The organism is Stenotrophomonas sp. STEN014 (assembly GCF_056760315.1).
Window position 1 is genome coordinate 208,586 of record NZ_JBRREN010000004.1, and the last position, 18,504, is coordinate 227,089.

At 64.2% G+C, this 18,504-nt stretch carries 18 protein-coding genes and 4 tRNA genes; 11 read left to right on the forward strand and 11 right to left on the reverse strand.

What is annotated here, in order from left to right; all coding sequences use genetic code 11:
• Positions 1-42: 42 nt before the first annotated feature.
• From alaS to ACVOMC_RS07685, 3 genes are all read left to right on the forward strand, one after another.
• Positions 43-2,694, forward strand: coding sequence for an alanine--tRNA ligase (gene alaS / locus ACVOMC_RS07675; protein ID WP_481523473.1), 2,652 nt, complete (start codon positions 43-45; stop codon positions 2,692-2,694).
• 138 nt (positions 2,695-2,832) lie between these two features.
• Positions 2,833-3,036, forward strand: coding sequence for a carbon storage regulator CsrA (gene csrA / locus ACVOMC_RS07680; RefSeq protein WP_054656818.1), 204 nt, complete (start codon positions 2,833-2,835; stop codon positions 3,034-3,036).
• Positions 3,037-3,109: 73 nt separating this feature from the next.
• Positions 3,110-3,202: transfer RNA gene (locus tag ACVOMC_RS07685), tRNA-Ser, on the forward strand.
• Positions 3,203-4,644: 1,442 nt separating this feature from the next.
• Here the strand turns inward: ACVOMC_RS07685 and ACVOMC_RS07690 are convergent.
• From ACVOMC_RS07690 to ACVOMC_RS07730, 9 genes are all read right to left on the reverse strand, one after another.
• Positions 4,645-4,721, reverse strand: a tRNA-Arg gene (locus ACVOMC_RS07690).
• 52 nt (positions 4,722-4,773) lie between these two features.
• Positions 4,774-4,850, reverse strand: a tRNA-Arg gene (locus ACVOMC_RS07695).
• A 62-nt stretch (positions 4,851-4,912) separates the two neighbouring features.
• Entirely contained in the window at positions 4,913-5,755 is an 843-nt protein-coding gene (locus tag ACVOMC_RS07700) for an alpha/beta hydrolase family protein (RefSeq protein WP_481523474.1), read from the reverse strand.
• Positions 5,752-6,561, reverse strand: a complete 810-nt coding sequence (gene thiD / locus ACVOMC_RS07705) for a bifunctional hydroxymethylpyrimidine kinase/phosphomethylpyrimidine kinase (RefSeq protein WP_481523475.1) — start codon at positions 6,559-6,561, stop codon at positions 5,752-5,754. The genes ACVOMC_RS07700 and thiD overlap by 4 nt, the downstream gene beginning before the upstream one ends.
• A 35-nt stretch (positions 6,562-6,596) precedes the next feature.
• Positions 6,597-7,268: a YoaK family protein gene (locus ACVOMC_RS07710; RefSeq protein ID WP_481523476.1), complete on the reverse strand. Its 672-nt coding sequence runs from the start codon at positions 7,266-7,268 to the stop codon at positions 6,597-6,599.
• Positions 7,269-7,277: 9 nt separating this feature from the next.
• Complete coding sequence (locus ACVOMC_RS07715; protein WP_083468354.1) at positions 7,278-7,769, reverse strand: hypothetical protein; 492 nt, start codon at positions 7,767-7,769, stop codon at positions 7,278-7,280.
• 5 nt (positions 7,770-7,774) lie between these two features.
• Positions 7,775-9,175, reverse strand: coding sequence for a PhoH family protein (locus tag ACVOMC_RS07720; protein ID WP_481523477.1), 1,401 nt, complete (start codon positions 9,173-9,175; stop codon positions 7,775-7,777).
• Between the two features lie 81 nt (positions 9,176-9,256).
• Positions 9,257-9,736, reverse strand: coding sequence for a peroxiredoxin (locus ACVOMC_RS07725; RefSeq protein WP_481523478.1), 480 nt, complete (start codon positions 9,734-9,736; stop codon positions 9,257-9,259).
• 79 nt (positions 9,737-9,815) lie between these two features.
• On the reverse strand, positions 9,816-10,376 hold the full coding sequence (locus ACVOMC_RS07730; protein ID WP_481523479.1) for a glycine cleavage system transcriptional repressor: 561 nt from the start codon (positions 10,374-10,376) through the stop codon (positions 9,816-9,818).
• A gap of 161 nt (positions 10,377-10,537) precedes the next feature.
• Between ACVOMC_RS07730 and dapA the strand changes: the two genes are divergently transcribed.
• Complete coding sequence (gene dapA / locus ACVOMC_RS07735; protein WP_481523480.1) at positions 10,538-11,431, forward strand: 4-hydroxy-tetrahydrodipicolinate synthase; 894 nt, start codon at positions 10,538-10,540, stop codon at positions 11,429-11,431.
• Between the two features lie 30 nt (positions 11,432-11,461).
• Complete coding sequence (locus ACVOMC_RS07740; protein ID WP_481523481.1) at positions 11,462-11,974, forward strand: hypothetical protein; 513 nt, start codon at positions 11,462-11,464, stop codon at positions 11,972-11,974.
• A 73-nt stretch (positions 11,975-12,047) separates the two neighbouring features.
• On the opposite strand, the gene fdxA is transcribed toward ACVOMC_RS07740, so the two are convergent.
• Positions 12,048-12,371, reverse strand: a complete 324-nt coding sequence (gene fdxA / locus ACVOMC_RS07745; protein ID WP_054656826.1) for a ferredoxin FdxA — start codon at positions 12,369-12,371, stop codon at positions 12,048-12,050.
• Positions 12,372-12,760: 389 nt separating this feature from the next.
• A tRNA-Glu gene (locus ACVOMC_RS07750) sits at positions 12,761-12,835 on the reverse strand.
• A 42-nt stretch (positions 12,836-12,877) separates the two neighbouring features.
• Between ACVOMC_RS07750 and pcnB the strand changes: the two genes are divergently transcribed.
• The 6 genes from pcnB (at position 12,878) to pgi (ending at position 18,501) form a co-directional block, all read left to right on the forward strand.
• Positions 12,878-14,254 (forward strand): polynucleotide adenylyltransferase PcnB, encoded by a 1,377-nt coding sequence (gene pcnB / locus ACVOMC_RS07755; protein ID WP_481523482.1) that lies wholly within the window; start codon positions 12,878-12,880, stop codon positions 14,252-14,254.
• A 5-nt stretch (positions 14,255-14,259) separates the two neighbouring features.
• Positions 14,260-14,748 carry a 2-amino-4-hydroxy-6-hydroxymethyldihydropteridine diphosphokinase gene (gene folK / locus ACVOMC_RS07760; protein ID WP_481523483.1) on the forward strand — a complete coding sequence of 163 codons (489 nt, stop codon included), beginning with the start codon at positions 14,260-14,262 and terminating at the stop codon, positions 14,746-14,748.
• A gap of 31 nt (positions 14,749-14,779) precedes the next feature.
• On the forward strand, positions 14,780-15,595 hold the full coding sequence (panB, locus tag ACVOMC_RS07765; RefSeq protein ID WP_481523484.1) for a 3-methyl-2-oxobutanoate hydroxymethyltransferase: 816 nt from the start codon (positions 14,780-14,782) through the stop codon (positions 15,593-15,595).
• Positions 15,592-16,434, forward strand: a complete 843-nt coding sequence (gene panC / locus ACVOMC_RS07770; protein ID WP_481523485.1) for a pantoate--beta-alanine ligase — start codon at positions 15,592-15,594, stop codon at positions 16,432-16,434. The genes panB and panC overlap by 4 nt, the downstream gene beginning before the upstream one ends.
• A gap of 178 nt (positions 16,435-16,612) precedes the next feature.
• On the forward strand, positions 16,613-16,993 hold the full coding sequence (gene panD / locus ACVOMC_RS07775; protein WP_481523486.1) for an aspartate 1-decarboxylase: 381 nt from the start codon (positions 16,613-16,615) through the stop codon (positions 16,991-16,993).
• Positions 16,990-18,501, forward strand: coding sequence for a glucose-6-phosphate isomerase (pgi, locus tag ACVOMC_RS07780; RefSeq protein ID WP_481523487.1), 1,512 nt, complete (start codon positions 16,990-16,992; stop codon positions 18,499-18,501). Before panD ends, pgi begins: the two co-directional genes overlap by 4 nt.
• Positions 18,502-18,504: the final 3 nt, after the last annotated feature.

Sequence of the window (18,504 nt, forward strand, 5' to 3'; positions counted from 1 at the left end):
GGGGCGATCGGGACCCGCTAGCCCGCTTATTGCCAGTCCCCCATGAATAATCCTGCCAAATTCACCACTTCCCAGATCCGCGCCGACTTCCTGGAATTCTTCAAGTCCAAGGGGCACACGATCGTGCCCTCCGCACCCCTGGTGCCGGGCAACGACCCGACCCTGCTGTTCACCAACTCCGGCATGGTGCAGTTCAAGGACGTGTTCCTGGGGGCTGAAAAGCGCAGCTATGTGCGTGCAGCCGACGTCCAGCGTTGCCTGCGCGCTGGCGGCAAGCACAACGATCTTGATTCGGTCGGCTATACCGCCCGCCACCACACGTTCTTTGAAATGCTCGGCAACTGGTCCTTCGGCGATTACTTCAAGAAGGAGGCCATCGCCTGGTCGTGGGAGTTGCTGACCAAGGTATGGGGACTGGCGCCGGAACGCCTGCTGGTTACCGTCTACCACACCGACGACGAGTCGTACGAGCTGTGGAACAAGATGATCGGCCTGCCGCCGGAGCGCATCGTGCGCATCGGCGACAACAAGGGAGCGCCGTACGCGTCGGACAATTTCTGGCAGATGGCCGATACCGGTCCGTGTGGCCCCTGTACCGAAATCTTCTACGATCACGGCGAGCACATTGCCGGTGGCCCGCCAGGCTCGCCAGATGAAGATGGTGACCGCTATATCGAGATCTGGAACAACGTCTTCATGCAGTTCGATCGCCAGCCGGACGGCACCCTGGTGCCACTGCCGGCGCCATGCGTGGACACCGGTATGGGTCTTGAGCGCCTGGCGGCGATCCTGCAGCACGTGCATACCAATTACGAGATCGACCTGTTCCAGGCGCTGATCCGCAAGGCCAGTGAGCTTACCGGTATGGCTGATCTGGAGAACAAGTCGCTGCGCGTTATCGCCGATCACATCCGTGCCTGTTCGTTCCTGATCGTCGATGGCGTACTGCCGTCGAACGAGGGTCGTGGTTATGTCCTGCGCCGGATCATCCGCCGTGCGCTGCGCCATGGCTGGATGCTGGGGGTGCGCCAGCCGTTCTTCAGCAAGCTGGTGCCGACGCTGGTCGAGCAGATGGGCGAGGCCTATCCCGAGTTGCCGGCGCAGGCCGATACGGTTGTGCGTGCATTGCAGGCCGAGGAAGAGCGCTTCGCCGAGACGCTGGACTCGGGCATGAAGATTTTCGACGACGTGGCCGCCAAGGTGACCGACGGCGTGATCCCCGGCGTGGATGCCTTCCGTCTGTATGACACCTACGGTTTTCCGGTCGACCTGACCGCCGACATCGCGCGCGAGCGCGGTATGACGGTGGATATGGAGGGCTTCGAAGCCTCGATGGAGCACCAGCGCGAAACCGCGCGGGCTGCCGGCAAGTTCGGCGGTGGCGTAACCCTGTCGGCCGAGCTGGTGGCCAGCCTTGAGCCGACGGTCTTCCTCGGTTACGAGCGCTTGCAGGCCGATGGCTTGAGCGTGGTCGCTATCCTCAAGGACGGCGTTCCGGTCCAGTCCGCGCAGGTGGGCGACGAGGTCATCGTGTTCACGGCGCAGACACCGTTCTACGCCGAATCCGGTGGCCAGGTCGGTGATACCGGTCTGCTGTCCGCTGACGGCGTGCGTGTCGAGGTAGCGGATACTCAGAAGTTCGCCGGCCAGTTCCACGGCCATGTCGGCAAGATCGGCGAGGGTGCGCTGCGCGTGGGCCAGGTGCTGTCGGGTCAGGTCGATGGTCAGCGTCGCAGTGCCACGATCCTCAACCATTCGGCCACCCATCTGCTGCATGCCGCGCTGCGCGAGGTGTTGGGCACCCATGTGCAGCAGAAGGGCTCGCTGGTGGCGCCGGATCGTCTGCGTTTCGACTTCTCGCACTTCCAGCCGATCAGCGCCGAGGACCTTGCGCTGATTGAGCGCAAGGTCAACGAGCAGGTGCGTGCCAACAACGCGGCTGAAGTACATCACATGGGCATGCAGGAGGCGCTGGATTTCGGTGCCATGGCGCTGTTCGGCGAGAAGTACGGCGAAAACGTGCGGGTGCTGAAGATGGGCGAGTACTCCACCGAGCTCTGCGGTGGCACCCATGTTTCACGCACCGGTGATATCGGCTTGTTCAAGATCACTTCCGAGGGCGGTGTTTCCTCTGGCGTTCGTCGTATCGAGGCGGTTACCGGGCAGGGTGCGCTGGACTATGTGGCCGAGGAAGAGTCGCGATTGCAGCAGGCGGCGCAGTTGCTCGGCGGTAGCGCGGCGGATGTTGTCGAGAAGATCCGCCAGCTCGGCGAGCGCCAGAAGAAGCTGGAGCGTGAGCTGGAATCGCTCAAGGCCAAGGTGGCGTCCGGTGCGACTGCTGACCTGGGTTCGGCAGCGGTCGATGTCGGCGGTGTGAAGGTGCTGGTGGCGCGGCTGGAGGGGTTTGACGCCAAGGCGTTGCGTGAAGCCGTTGACCGCCTCAAGCAGCAGCTGGGCGATGCGGTGATCTTGCTGGCGGGCGTGCAGGATGGGAAGGCCGCTCTGGTCGCGGGTGTGAACGGATCTGCAATGGGCAGGGTCAAGGCCGGTGAACTGGTGTCCTACGTTGCGGGTCAGATCGGAGGTAAGGGCGGCGGTCGCCCTGACATGGCTCAAGGCGGGGGTGAGGATGGTCCTCAGCTTGTTGCAGCACTTGATGGTGTGTTGGCCTGGGCCAAGCCACATTTGGCCTGAATGTGAAAAGCTTTCTGCCTTGAAGGTACGCGCGCCCTGCAGTTAACATTGGGCAGTCTTTTCCCTTTGTCGTGGGGCGCACGCTGCAGCGCGCCAATGCCGGTGGGAATCCATCCGGTTCCATGGAGATTCGCAAAAATGTTGATCCTGACTCGCCGTGTAGGCGAAACCTTGATGATCGGCGACTCGGTCAGCGTGACCGTGCTCGGCGTCAAGGGCAACCAGGTACGTATCGGTATCACCGCTCCAAAGGATGTGGCGGTGCACCGTGAGGAGATTTTCCAGCGTATCCAGCGCGGTGACGAGCCCGCTGCTTCCGGAAGTGAAGAAACTTCGGAATAAGGGTTTACCTTTCACCCCGATAAACGTTATTCTTCGCGCCCCGCTACTGAATAAGTAGCCGGGCAATAAGAACGGAGTGATGCCCGAGAGGCCGAAGGGGCTCCCCTGCTAAGGGAGTATAGGGTCAAAAGCTCTATCGAGGGTTCGAATCCCTCTCACTCCGCCAGTTGTAAAAAAGCCCCTCTCAGGGGCTTTTTTATTGTCCGCGTTATTTGCCGGCGGGGCGGTCTTGGTGATTGTGCTGGTGCATTGCTTTCGTTGATTTGATCCGCGGGGAATTGGGCTGTGGACGGTGAGTCCGGTGTGATGCTGGCGAGCTCGTCGATGGGTCATAGGGCCTGTCGTGCGATGTGTCGTGTGGTGACCTCCGTGACCTCTGCTCCGCTGTTGATTTCGTAGAGGTGGTGCCTGGCGTGCGGCCGCCGGGAAAGAGGTTGCCGGCGCTGTTCGGCCTGTCGGAAGTTGGCGTTGGCTTTGGAGGCTGTTCAGGACAAGGCGGGCGTTTCGGGGTGGGCTGGCCGGTTTGATCAGCCTCCGTCGGGGATCGAAAGCCGGGTTGCTGTCGGGAAGTGCGTTATGACGGGCGCGCTGTGTGGGTCGCCTGGTGGGGTGGCGCGCCAAGAGCACGAGTGCCAGCTGAGGGGTGTGCAGGAGGCCTATGGCGAGGTCGTGCTGTCGCTGCGCGCCTGAAATAACGGGCGCCCCGGCGGGCGAGGGTGAGAGCGGGTTGTATCCCTCCGGTAAGGGCGGAAGCGGGAGGTATTTGAGGTGTCGATCAGTCGGCAGTGCCGCTGGTTTGAAATTGCTTTGGTGGACCGAATGCTGAGCCAGGCCTGGGTGGCGCCGAAGGTGGTTTCCGACCTGGCCGGGCCGACCTAAGAGGCTGATCGAGGCGGTGCCCTCGTTGGATTGCCCGGCGGAAGTGGGCGGGAGTGCCATGTGGCGAGTGTTCCAGTTGATAGGGTGACTGGAGTGCAAGTGGGCCGGGCATGCGTTATCGATCCAGGTAATACCTCTACTGACGCATGCGCCAGACTTGTGCCGGGTTTGGCGTGGTCGAGGGGGTGGTGGACTTCGGCGTGCTGCGCCCGGCAGCTGCTGGGCTGGTCATTGCTGCCGGCGCTACCTTGAGGTGAGCGCTGTCCCTTCGGCTCGGCACGCTGCGTCGGATGCCGATCCGCTTCCTGTTGTGCTCGGACAATGGTGTGGGGTTCTGGTCACTGTCACTACGCTGGGCCGGTAGGCGGTAGGCGGGTGCGGCAAGAATTCATCGCGCCGTGCTGTCTGCGGTGGGGCGGGATTGTGGGGCGTGTCATGCGCGCGTTGGAGGGGCAGTGCATCCGCCGGCTGCACTTAGGCTGGCTGGTGGCGGGCTGCCGGCCTTGTGGGCGGTTGGAGCCAGTTCTACCGCTATCCGCAGCAACTGCTGGGTATGAAGGCTGCGCTAAAGGCTGTGCTTGGGAGGCTTGGGCTCTGCAGAGCCGACCGGGGCATTATCCCTGTGGCTTCGGCTTCTTCGGGTTGCGGCAGTTTGATCTGCGCTTGTGCGTTGCTGGATAGCGCGCATGCAAAAACAGCAGGCTATGCCTGCTGTTTTCTTTAATGTAATGGTGCGCCCGGAGAGATTCGAACTCCCGACCGCCTGGTTCGTAGCCAGGTACTCTATCCAACTGAGCTACGGGCGCGCGTTACATTATTCTGGTTTGAAGCTGCGGAAGCTGGTTCCGATTTCTGACGTGGTGGGCCCGGAGAGATTCGAACTCCCGACCGCCTGGTTCGTAGCCAGGTACTCTATCCAACTGAGCTACGGGCCCGTCGTCAGGAGCGAGATTATGCGGATATGCTGCGTGTGCGTCAATGCTTTTGTGAAATTTTCTTAATCATTGTGACGGAGCAGGGTGGCGGCGACCTGTTGCGGTGTTTTCATCCAGTGGAAGTGATCTGCCCTGGTGCCCAGTTGCTGTGATGACAGCACATGCAGCATGGGCTTGGATGCGGGCATCTTCGCCAGCAGCTGCTGCATCGAACCGGCAGGAGCCAGCCAGTCACGATTGAATACGATCGCCGAGACCGGGGTCGAGACGGTGCGCATGCCCGCTTCCAGGTCGTTGGCCAGATCGCGCGCGGCGTAGTGGTTGCTCAGGCCGACGCGCGCCCAGTCATGGATCAGACCGCGTGCCTCGGTGCCGCCGAAGCCGACCCGGCGGCCGGGCAGTGCGCCCAGGCGCTGCGCCAACCATGGCAGGAACCGATAGGCCAATGGCAGCAGGTAGCGGCGCGGTGCGGGAAAGCTGCGCCACCACGGTGTGCCGCTGGCGATGAGCCACAGTGCATCCAGATCTCCGGTGCGCAGCCCGGCGTGACAGCAGCCCAGTTGGCCGCCGAGGCTGTGTCCGCCCAGTCGGAATGGCAGGCCGGGTGCGGCCGCGCGGATGGCGGCTTCGGCAGCGGGCAGGTCGTACTGCAACAGTTCGCTATAGCCCCAGTCGTGATGGCGATCAGGCCGCAGGCTGCTGCTGCCATTGCCACGCCATTCGTGCACGAACACGGCGACGCCTTCAGCGGCCAGGGCTTCGGCGAAGGGCTGATAGTGGCGTGCGGCGACGCCCAATGCAGGCAGCCACAGCAGGCTGGCTGTCGCCTGCTCGGGTACATGGCTCAGCAGCTCGAACTGGTGTCCGTCGGCGCTGGTGATGGACACTCGCGCTGTAGCGTTCATGCCGTGCGCGCGGCGCCGAAGTGATCGAGCACCATGACGTCGCTGTGGCCGGGCCGATAGCCGCCCTGGAGGCCGCGCGCGATGTAGTCGATTGCCGCTTCGCAGGCGTTGGGCATCGACAGGCCGCAGCACAGTTGCGCGGCGATGGCCGAGGCCAGTGTGCAGCCGGTGCCGTGGGCATCGACCGGCAGTCGCGCATGGCTGAATTCTTCGCGGGTGACGCCATCGAAGTAGCGATCGGTGACGCGGTTGCCTTCAAACAGGTGCCCACCTTTGAGCAGGACCGCGCTGGCGCCCATGCCGATCAGTGCATCGGCCGCATCATCGGCGTCGGCGGCGTTGTTGATGCGCCGGCCAAGCAGCAGCTCGGCTTCGGGCGTATTGGGGGTGATCAGTGTCGCCAACGGCAACAGGCGTTCGCGCAGGGTTTGCAAGGCGCTGTCTTGCAGCAGTCTGGCACCACTGGTGGCGATCATGACCGGATCGAGCACGACCTGTGGCGGGCGACGTTGTTCCAGTATGCCGGCGACGAGATGGATGACCTCGGCGTTGGCCAGCATGCCCAGTTTGACTGCATGGATGTCGAAGTCGTCGAAACAGGCGTCGATCTGTGCCTGCAGGAAATCCAGTGGCGGGACATGCACGGCGGTAACGCCGCGGGTGTTCTGTGCGGTGAGTGCGGCGATGGCGGAGAGGCCGTGTACGCGATGCGCGGCGAAGGCCTTTAGGTCGGCCTGGATGCCTGCGCCGCCGCCGGAGTCGGAGCCGGCGATGGTCAGGGCGGAGAACGGCGTTGAAGGGCTCATGTGCACGATTGTGCAATGTTTGCGGAAAACATGTCTCAGCCGCGTTGCCGTGTCATCCATTGGCGATACAGCACATAGCCAACACCGGTGGCTCCGGTCAGAAGGGCCGGTGCAAGCAGGGCGTCGTACTTCCAGCGCGCAAACAGCCACGCACCTATCACGCCGCCACTCAGGAAGCCGCTGATGATCAGGCCGCTCAGGGTCAGGCGCCGCATGGGCAGGGGCAGTCCGCGTAGCAGGTGGCCCAGGCCGATGCCGAGATCGGTGAACATGCCGCTCAGATGGGTGGTGCGTACCACCGCGCCGCTGAAGGTGGTGGCCATGGCATTTTGCAGTCCGCAAGCCATTGCCGCTGCCCAGGCGCCCCAGACCTGTTGCTGCTTGAACAGTGGAATGGCCAGCAGCAGCAGTGCCGATTCAAGTGCCAGTGCAACCCCGTAGCGCCGCCCGATCTGCAGGGTGCTGTCCTGGATGATCAATCCACTGAGCATGGCGCCCAGCGAGAACGCGATCAGCAATCCCCACAGGTGCCCGACCTGGCGCCAGTGACCTTGTGCCAGCGCAATGCCCAGCTGGCTGGTGCTGCCGGTAAGGTGGCTGACAGCCTGGTGTTCAAAGCCCAGAAAGCCGGCCACGTTGACCATGCCGGCCACACAGGACAGCGCGACAGCGCCGATCCAGACCCACACCGGCAGGCGGATTCCCATGTGGCCGCCTCAGGGTGACGGCGGCGGGCCGTTGCGCTCGACGCTGGAGAAGGTGCCGCTCTGCGGATCGTAGACGGCGCCCCAGAAACTGTCGCCGCCATCGCAGGCGCGTATGGCCTCGCGCGCCGGATCCCTCTTGCTGTGGTCCGGCAGGGTGAACGCGTTGATGTAGATCAGGCGCTTGCCGCCGGATTCGAAGCCCACGTATTGCCGACTGGACAGGGCCGGTTCGGCAACCTCCGGCTGCAGGCGTGAGAGCTGGCTTTCCAGGGTCTCGATATCGGCGCGGCTGGGGGCCCAGTAACCGCTAATGGCGCCGGCATGTTTGGCGGGGCTGTCACGCGAGCAGGTGTCCAGCACCTCCGCGGCGATCACCGGCCGGGTCACCACCCAGGACTGTCCGGCCTTGATCGCTGTGGGCACGACAGCGCCCGGTTTCACGTTGGAAGGAGTACATGCGGCCAGTGCGAGAGCGGCGCAGGCCGACAGCAGGACGTGCAGGTGTTTCACAGGACCTCCGAGGCATAATCGGCCAGGCGCGAACGCTCGCCCCGACGCAGGGTGATGTGCGCACTGTGCGGCCAGTTCTTGAAGCGGTCCACCGCATAGGTGAGGCCGGAGGTGGTTTCGGTCAGATACGGTGTATCGATCTGTTCGACATTGCCCAGGCAGACGATCTTGGTGCCGGGGCCGGCACGGGTGATCAGCGTCTTCATCTGTTTGGGCGTGAGGTTCTGCGCCTCATCCAGGATCAGGTAGCGCGACAGGAAAGTGCGGCCGCGCATGAAGTTCAACGAGCGGATCTTGATGCGGCTGGCGAGCAGGTCGTTGGTGGCCGCACGGCCCCATGAGCCGCCGTCCTGGTTGTGGGTGAGCACTTCCAGATTGTCGGTGAGCGCCCCCATCCAGGGCGTCATCTTTTCTTCCTCGGTGCCCGGCAGGAAGCCGATGTCCTCGCCGACGCTGACCGTGGCGCGGGTCATGATGATCTCGCGGTAGCGTTGCTGGTCCAGCGTCTGCGCCAGGCCGGCCGCCAGCGCCAGCAGGGTCTTGCCGGTACCGGCGGTGCCGAGCAGGGTCACGAAATCGATCTCCGGGTCCATCAACGCGTTGAGCGCGAAATTCTGCTCACGGTTGCGCGCGGTGATGCCCCACACCGAATGCGCGCTGTGGCGGAAATCACTGACCAGCGAGAGGGTGATGCGACCGTCGCCTTCAACCCGGGTGACCTTGAGTTCGACCTCATCCTCGCCCGGAAGGTAGGCGTACTGGTTGGGGTGCCAGTCCTCGTCGTCGGCGGCCAGGATCTCGTAGCTGGTACGGCCCTTGTCGCTCCAGCTGCGCAGGTTGTCGCTGTGCTTCTTCCAGAAATCTTCCGGCAGCTGGGTGGCGCCGGTATAGAGCAGGCTGAAATCGTCCAGCGCGCGGTCGTTCTCGTAATCCTCCGAATCGATGCCGGCGATGGCGGCCTTGATGCGCAGGTTGATGTCCTTGGAGATGAACACCACCGGCGTATCCGGGTGCTGCTCTCTCAAGACGAGGATCGCGCCGAGGATGGCGTTGTCCGGGATGACCTTGCCAAAGCTCTTGCCGGCGTCGAAATGGCTGGTCTGGAAGTACAGACGGCCGGCACTTTGCGCACCGCGCAGCTGCAGGCCCTTGGGGCGGTCCAGTGGCACCCCGTCCTGCACGCTGCCGATGCCGGCGGCCTCGATCAGCTCGTCCAGGAAACGGCTCACCTGGCGGGCGTTGCGGCTGGCCTCGGTGGTGCCCTTCTTGCTGTTGTCCAGTTCCTCGATCACCTGCATCGGCAGGTAGACATCATGTTCCTCGAATTTGAACAGCGCGGTCGGATCGTGCATCAGCACGTTGGTGTCCAGCACGTAGATGCGCTTGCCTCGGGTCATCATCGATTCCTGGTGGCGGGCAGGGTCACACCATCGCACCTGCGGGGCAGGGCGATGGGGCGGGTGGGGACGGCAGGTGGCTCACTTGCTCGGGGCGGCCTTCAGGGCTTCAAGTACGGCATCGGCATGGCCGGCGACCTTGACCTTGCGCCATTCCTGCACCAGCGTGCCGTCGGGCGAGATCAGGAAGGTGCTGCGTTCGATCCCGCGCACCTGCTTGCCGTACATGTTCTTCATCCTGATCACGTCGAAGGCGCTGCACAGCGCTTCATCGCTGTCGCTGATCAGTGGGAAATCGAATCCCTGCTTGGCGCAGAAATTGTCGTGTGACTTCACCGAGTCGCGCGAGACGCCGAATACACGGGCGCCGGCCTGCTTGAACTGGGGCAGCAGGGCGTTGAAATCCAGACCTTCGGTGGTGCAGCCCGGGGTACTGTCCTTCGGGTAGAAGTACAGCACCAGCCAGTGGCCGCCCTGCTCGCGCAGAGTGGTGGTCGTGCCGCCGGACAGTGCCAGCGGAAGATCGAGGGTGATGCTGTCCAGGGTATCGCCGATGTTCATCAGATCCTTTCCGGAGCCTGGGGTGATTCGATTGCAATTGCATGAAACGCCGCGCACCTGTGACGGGCGCGCGAATGGGTCAGAACTTCATCGGATCCATGATCGCGTCCAGGTTGAGGTGGTCGCAGAACTCAAGGAAGTCATCGCGCAGCGCGGCGATATGCATGTTCGCCGGCACGCCGATGGTGATCTGCGCGGAGAACATCTCCGCACCGGTCTGCATGGCCTGGTAGCGTGTGCTCTGCAGGTTCTCGATGGTGATGCCCTGGCGGTCGAAGAAATCGGCCAGCTGGAACAGGATGCCCGGCTTGTCGGCGGCGATGACCTCGACGATATACGGCAGCAGATTGGACTGGACCTGCTTGGCCTCGGTGCGGTACCAGACCAGCTTCATGCTTTCTTCGCGCTCAAGCCGGGTCAGCATGGATTCGAGTTTGGCAACCGCGTCCCAGGAGCCGGTCGCCAGCGTGGTCACCGAGACATCACGCCCGACCGTGGACAGGCGGGCATCGACCAGGTTGCAGCCACTGTCGGCGATGCGCCGGGTAACGGACAGCAGGGGAGACTCCGGATGCGTCGTATAGGCGTTGATCAGGAGGTGGTTTTCGGTCGGCAACGGCCGCGGAGTGGTGTCGGTCAAGGTGGTTCCGGTAATGCGTGAGAGGCTGAACGGTGCCGGCGGCGGTCCGTTTACTGGCCTCCAGCATACTTGCCCCCCCTTTCGACCGGCAAGTAACATGCTTTCGGTCACGAACCTGCCCGCCGGCAGGCCTCTTTACCCCACAAAGAGCACCGGTTCCCTTGTCAATTTCAGGACTTATCACCGCGCTTGCCACCCCGTTCCGGGCTGACGGCGCACTCGACCCGGAAGGCTGGCAGCGCCTGCTGGCGATGCAGCTGCAGGCAGGTGTTCACGGTGTGGTGGTGGCCGGCTCCACCGGTGAGGCATCCACGCTCTCCGACGAAGAGTATGAAACCCTGCTGCGCTCGGCCGTGGCCGCTGTCGGTGGGCGGATACCGGTGCTGGCCGGGACCGGGGTTTCCGGTACCGCGAAGACCATCGATATCACCCGGCGTGCCGCGTGTGCCGGCGCCACCCACGCACTGGTGGTGACGCCGCCTTATGTGCGCCCCACCCAGGAAGGGCTGCGCCAGCACTATCTGGCCGTGGCTGAGCAGGGCGGATTGCCGGTCGTGCTGTACAACGTGCCCGGCCGCACGGGCTGCGATCTGTTGCCCGAAACCGTGGCGGAGCTGTCGGCGCACCCCAATGTCGTCGCGATCAAGGAGGCCGTCAGTGACGTGTCGCGCCTGAAGGCGTTGCTTGAGCTTCGCAGCGACAGCTTCACCCTGCTCAGTGGCGACGATGCCACTGCAGCGCGTTCCATGCTCGCCGGCGCCGATGGTCTGATTTCGGTCGGCTCCAATGCGTTGCCGGGTGCATACCGGGTCCTGTGTGATCTGGCCCGTGCCGGCGATGCCGCTGCCGCCGAGGCGTGGGATGCCCGCTTGCAGCCGTACCATGACTTCTGTGGTGTCGAATCCAATCCGATTCCGGTGAAGGCGCTGTTGCAGCGCGCCGGTATCGGCCACGGCCTGCGTCTGCCACTGTTGCCGCTTTCCGCCGCGTACCACGCTGCCGCCGATCATCTGGCCGCCGATATCGGTGCGTTGGAAGAACTATCCAGCCACTGAACTGCAGTGGCCTGAACCAGGAGATACACCATGCGTCAAACCTCCACCTTCCGCGTGCTTTCTTTGGCGCTGCTTGCCGTTGTCACCACCGTTGCCGCCACCGGCTGCTTCAAGCGCGGGGCGCGAGGTGACTACGCCCTGGCGCCGGAAGCCCGTCCGCTGGAAGTGCCGCCCGATCTGACCCTGCCCAATACCGCCGGTGCGGCGCCGGTTCCGGCATTGGCGTCGGCAGCCAAGCCGGCCGCGGCTTCGGCGGCAACGGTGGCCGCCTCGCAGAGCGGTTTCACTGTCAGTGGTGGTCGCGACGACGTTTTCGGCAAGGTGGGCGATGCCCTTGCGGCGATCGAGGGCGTGACTATCGCCAGCCGTGCGCAGCTGCTGGGCTCCTACGACGTGGCCTATGAAGGCAGCAACTTCCTGGTGCGCGTGGTGGCCGTCGATGCGGGCGTCTACGTTTCGGCGGTGGATCCGCGTGGCTTGCCGGCCACCGATGCGGCCGCGCTGAAGTTGATCGCCACCTTGAAGACGCAGCTGGGCGGTTGAACCCGTATTGCCAAGTTGAAAGCAAAACGGGCGCCATCGGCGCCCGTTTTCATTGTGCTGCCGCTGGCGATGCTCAGCGTTCCAGCAGCTTGAGTTTGTCGGGCTTGCCATCCCATTCGGCGGCATCAGCCGGCGGATCCTTGCGCACAGTCAGCACCGGCCACGCCTTGGCCAGTTCGGCGTTCAGGGCGACAAAGCCTTCCTGGCCGGCTGGCACGTCGTCTTCCGGGAAAATGGCGTTGACCGGGCATTCGGGTTCGCACAGCGTGCAGTCGATGCACTCATCCGGGTCGATGACCAGGAAGTTCGGGCCCTCGTGGAAACAGTCCACGGGGCAGACTTCAACGCAGTCTGTGTGTTTGCACTTGATGCAGTTTTCAGTAACGACGAAGGGCATGGCAGGGTCCGGCGATTAGCCGCCATATTCTAGTGCACGATGCTGTGCTGGGGCGCACTTGTTCTCATTTGGGGCGGGGACTCTCGAGGCGTTTGAGCGCTTTCTTTTATGTGTGTTGCCGCCCGCGTGGTGGTCTGCAATTCGCCGCCGGGCGCGCGCCGGCAGCCGGCGCGCCGGTGTGATGGGGCTGTCTGCCAAGGGGTGAAGAGACGAGGGTGTCGTCTGGCCGGCCGGATGGTGAGGCGTGAGGAGGTGCGCTGGTGGCGCCTGCTTCTCCGCTCCGCATCGCCCATGCCGGTGCGGCACTCCATCACCGGCGTTGTGATCGTCGGGCCTGTAAACGCAAAAACCCCGCATAAGCGGGGTTTCGCGTGGATCTGCCGGGCGCGTGGCGCTCCCTAGGGGACTCGAACCCCTGTTTTAGCCTTGAGAGGGCCACGTCCTAACCACTAGACGAAGGGAGCGTATTGGTCGCGTCCGGCGAGCGCGCTAGTATATGCATCTGGTTGCCGCTCGGCAATCCCGTAAACCCAACTGGAAGCGCCAACATCAATTCCACAGTTACAAAGCCGTTCACGCTGCGCACCATCCCCCGCGACCAGCACACTATTTCGCGCAAGGACATCAGTCCCAATGCATTGCGTGTGCTCTACCGTCTGCGCGAGGCCGGTTTCGCCGCCTATCTGGTCGGTGGTGCGGTCCGAGATCTTCTGGTGGACGGTCGTCCCAAGGATTTCGACGTGGCCACCGATGCCACGCCCGAGCAGATTAAGCAGCTCTTCCGCAATTGCCGCCTGATCGGCCGCCGTTTCCGCCTTGCCCATGTGGTGTTCGGGCGCGAAATCATCGAGGTGGCCACGTTTCGCGCCAACACCGACGATGGCAGTGGTGATCGCGAGGTCGAGAACGGCATGCTGGTGCGCGACAACGTCTACGGCACGATTGAAGACGATGCGTTGCGCCGCGATTTCACCTGCAATGCGCTGTATTACGCGATCGAGGATTTCTCGGTGCGCGATTACACCGGCGGGTTCGAGGATGTGCAGGCGCGCACGATGAAGCTGATCGGCGATCCTGAGCAGCGCTATCGCGAGGATCCGGTGCGCATGCTGCGTGCGGTACGGCTGGCGGCCAAGCTGGATTTTACGATCGACGAGGCCACGGCCGAGCCGATTCCGCGTCTGGCCAACCTGCTGGGTGAGGCGGCACCGGCGCGGCTGTTCGAGGAAGTGCTCAAGCTGTTCCTTTCCGGGCATGGCGTTGCCGGTTTCGAGGGGCTGGAGCGCTACGGCCTGCTGGCGGTGCTGTTCCCGGAAAGCGCTGCAGCGCTCAAGAGCAACCGCACCGGCGCCTTGCGCAGCATCCTGATCGAAGGGCTGCGCAATACCGACGAGCGGGTGGCCAATGACGAGCCTGTGTCGCCGGCATTCCTGTTCGCGTTGCTGCTGTGGCCCGCGTTCTGCCGTTCCTTGATGGCGCTGCAGAAGCAGGGCGTGGCGATGGAGGAGGCGCAGCGCCGCGCGGCAGACCGGGTGACGCTGCACCAGCTCACCACCATCGCGCTGCCGCGCCGGTTCTCGCTGCCGATGCAGGAAATCTGGCTGCTGCAATCGCGCTTCAGCTCGCGTCAGCGCAAGCGGGTGTTCCGTACGCTGACCCATCCGCGCTTCCGTGCGGCATTTGATTTCCTGGTGTTGCGTGGCGTCGCCTCGACCGAGCATGCTGAAGACATCGCGTTCTGGCGCGAAGCGCAACAGCAGTCCGGGCGGCAGCTCGAGTCTTCGCTTGATGAAATGAATAGCGAGGTGCTGGCAGAGGGGGATGCACCGCGTCGCCGCCGTCGCCGTCGCCGGTCCGGGGCTCCGGCCGCCTCGGGCGAGTAGCCGCGATGGTGCTGGCCTGCGTTGGGCTGGGGGCGAATCTTGGCGATGCCTGCGCCACGGTGCGCGCCGCGCTGCAGGCGCTGGCACGCTTGCCACAGGCGCGGCTGCTGCGCAGCTCCCGCCTGTATCGCACGCCGGCGTGGGGCAATGAGGCGCAGCCGCCTTTCATCAATGCGGCGGCAGCGCTGGAAACAACACTGGCTCCGCTGCAGCTGCTGGATCACCTGTTGGCCATCGAGCAGCAGTTCGGTCGTGTAAGACTGCCGGATGAACGCTGGGGGCCGCGGACGCTGGATCTGGACCTGCTGCTCTATGCCGACAGCGTCGTGCAGCTGCCGCGTCTGCAGGTGCCCCATCCCCACCTGCACGAGCGCGCGTTCGCGTTGCTGCCCTTGGCCGATGTCGCGCCAGAGGCCTGGATCCCCGGGCATGGAACGGTGCGTGACGTGCTGGCTGGTGTGAAAACCTGCGGTATCGATCCGATAGGGGGATAATGCGTGGCTTATCGCCAACCGTTATCAATTCATGAGCATTCACGCAGACAGCAAGCCTTGGACCGTTCCCGCGCTGGCCGAGGCCAAGCGAAATGGCCAGAAGCTGGTGATGTTGACCGCCTACGACGCCGGCTTTGCCCGTTCGTTTGACGCCAACGGCGTTGACCTGATCCTGGTGGGTGATTCGCTCGGCATGGTGGTGCAGGGGCATGACTCCACCTTGCCGGTCAGTGTGGAAGACGTGGTCTATCACACCCGCGCGGTCGCCAGCGTGCTGCAACGTGCGCTGCTGGTGTCTGATCTGCCCTTCGGCGCCGATGCCACGCCGGAGCGGGCGCTGGAGGCATCGCTGCAGCTGCTCAAGGCCGGCGCCGAGATGGTCAAGATCGAAGGTGCCGGCTTCAAGCTGGACATCATCCGCCACCTGGTCGAGCGTGAGATTCCGGTGTGTTCGCACCTGGGGCTGACCCCGCAATCGGTGCTGCGCCTGGGGGGCTACCGTGTGCAGGGCCGGGGCGATGCCGCCCGGCAGCTGCTGGACGATGCCAAGGCCGTGGCCGAGGCGGGCGCCAGCTTGCTGGTGCTCGAATGTGTACCAACGCCGCTGGCCGGGCGCGTCACCGCCGAGACCGCCATTCCCACCATCGGTATTGGTGCCGGCCCCGAGTGCGACGGGCAGGTGCTGGTGCTGCATGATTTCCTCGGCCTGGACAGCGGTCATCGACGCCCCAAGTTCGTCAAGGATTTCCTTGCCGAGGGCGGGTCGGTGGCCGGTGCCGTCCGTGCCTATGCCGACGCGGTCCGCGCCGGTACCTTCCCTGACGCAGAACACGCCTACGCATCATGATTGAAACCGTTACCGAACTATCCCGGCTGCGTGCCATTGTCACCGGCTGGAAGCGTCAGGGTCTGCGCGTCGCGCTGGTGCCCACCATGGGCAACCTGCACGCTGGCCACTATTCGCTGGTGGAGCTGGCGCGCCAGCATGCCGATCGCGTGGTTTCCAGTGTATTCGTCAATCCGACCCAGTTCGGCCCGAACGAGGACTTCACCCGCTATCCGCGCACCCCGGAAGCCGACACCAGTGGCCTGGAGCAGGCCGGTTGTGACGTGTTGTGGCTGCCGACGGTCGAATCGATGTACCCGTTTGGCGTTGAGCTGGCTGCCAGTGTGCATGTGCCGGGTGTCAGCTCGTTGCTGGAAGGGGCCCATCGTCCCGGTCACTTCGATGGCGTCTGCACGGTAGTCACGCGACTGTTCAACCAGGTGCAGCCGGATGTGGCGGCGTTTGGCCGCAAGGATTACCAGCAGCTGGCGGTGATCCGGCAGATGGTGGTCGATCTGGCCTTCCCGATCGAGATCCTCGGCGGGCAGATCGTGCGCGAGGCCGATGGCTTGGCGATGAGCTCGCGCAACCAGTACCTCACCGCCGATGTGCGCCCGCAGGCGACCGTGATCCGCACGGTGTTGCTGGCGATGCGCGATGCCTATCTGGCAGGTGCCGACCGCGCCACGGTGGAGGCGGACGCGGCCGCGCAGCTGCAAGCCGCAGGCTATCGGGTTGATTATGCAGTGGTGCGGATGCCGGACCTGTCCGAGCCGGGCGACAGCAACGACGGCCGGCGCGTGGCGCTGGTGGCGGCCAAGCTCGGCACCACCCGGCTGATCGACAACGTAGAGTTCTGAATGCGGGGCGATGGGACTTTGTCTGTCCCATCCGGTTCATGAAATGACTGCCGATGGCGCCCTGGTGGCGCCATCGGCATATCCGGGGCCGGCGCGCGGGAAAGGTCATGCTGCAGTGCGGGCAGGGCCTTGTGCCGGTGCTAGACTGCGCGTTTTCATACGCAGTTTCGGCATTGCCATGCATCTCTCCCTGCTCAAAACCAAGATCCACCGTGCCACCGTCACCCATTCGGAGCTGAACTACGAGGGCTCCATCGCCATTGATGACAACCTGCTGCAGGCCAGCGGTATCCGCGAGTTTGAACAGGTGCACATCTGGGACGTCACCAACGGCGCGCGTTTTTCCACCTATGCGCTGCGTGCCGAAGCCGGCAGCGGCGTGATCTCGCTCAACGGCGGTGCCGCGCGCCACGTGCAGGTGGGCGACATCATCATCATCGCCGCCTTCGCCAGCATGAGCGAAGCAGAAGCCGACAGCTTCAAGCCCAAGCTGGTCTACGTTGACGGCGACAACCGTATTTCCCACACCAACGACAGCATCCCCACACAGGCCGCATGACCAAGAACAACGGATTCGACGTATTGCACGCCCATGCCCAGCGTTTGCAGGGCACGGGTATCCCTTCACTGCTGGCTGCCGAGCCGGATCGGGTGAAAAACCTGGCGCTCAAGGTCGGTCCGTTGTACGTGAATTTCGCGCGGCAGAAGTACGATCAGGCCGCGCTGCGGGCGCTGCTGGAGCTGGCCGCCGCGCGCGATGTCGCCGGCGGTTTCCAGCGGCTGTTTGGCGGTGAGCGGATCAACATCACCGAAGACCGCGCGGTGCTGCACAGCGCGCTGCGCGGCGATGCCAGCATCGCGCCGGCCGCGGTTGCCGCGCATGCCGAGGCGGCCGCCGTGCAGCAGCGGATGGGTGCGTTGATCCGGCAGCTGGAAGCCAGCAACGTCACCGACATCGTCAGTGTCGGCATCGGTGGGTCCGATCTGGGCCCGCGACTGGTGGCCGATGCCCTGCGTCCGGCGGCGGGTGCGCGTTTCCGCGTGCATTTCGTTTCCAATGTGGACGGCGCCGCCATGCAGCGCACGTTGGCCACACTGGATCCTGCGACCACGGTCGGCATCCTGATTTCCAAGACCTTCGGCACCCAGGAAACCCTGCTCAACGGCAAGATCCTGCGTGACTGGCTGGGCGGCAGCGAGCGCCTGTACGCGGTCAGTGCCAATCCCGAGCGCGCCGCCAAGGCCTTCGATATCGCCGCCGAGCGTGTGCTGCCGATGTGGGACTGGGTGGGCGGACGTTACTCGCTGTGGTCGGCAGTCGGTTTTCCGATCGCACTGGCGATCGGTTTCGAACGCTTCGGCCAGTTGCTGGCCGGTGCTGCGGAAATGGATGTGCATGCGGCCAGCGCGCCACTGGAGTGCAATCTGCCGGTGCTGCACGCACTGACCGATATCTGGAACCGCAACATGCTCGGCTACGCCACGCATGCGGTGATGACCTACGACCAGCGGCTGGCGCTGCTGCCGTCCTACCTGCAGCAGCTGGTGATGGAAAGCCTCGGCAAGCGGGTCAAGCTCGACGGCAGCCCGGTCGGTGGCGACACGGTGCCCGTATGGTGGGGTGGTGCCGGTACCGACGTGCAGCACAGCTTCTTCCAGGCGCTGCATCAAGGCACCAGCATCGTGCCGGCCGATTTCATCGGCTGTGTGCGCAGCGATAATCCCTACGCGATCAATCACCAGGCGCTGCTGGCCAATCTGCTGGCGCAGACCGAGGCGCTGGCCAACGGCCAGCACAGCGAAGACCCGCACCGCCAGTACCCGGGCGGCCGTCCGAGCACACTGATTCTGCTCGATGCGCTGACCCCACAGGCACTCGGCGCACTGATCGCGATGTACGAGCACGCGGTATATGTGCAGTCGCTGATCTGGGACATCAATGCTTTTGACCAGTTCGGTGTGGAGCTGGGCAAGCAGCTGGCCAGCCAGCTGTTGCCGGCATTGCAGGGTGAGGCGGTGGATATTGCCGATCCGATGACCCGCGAAGTGCTGGCCCGTCTGCGCTGAGCC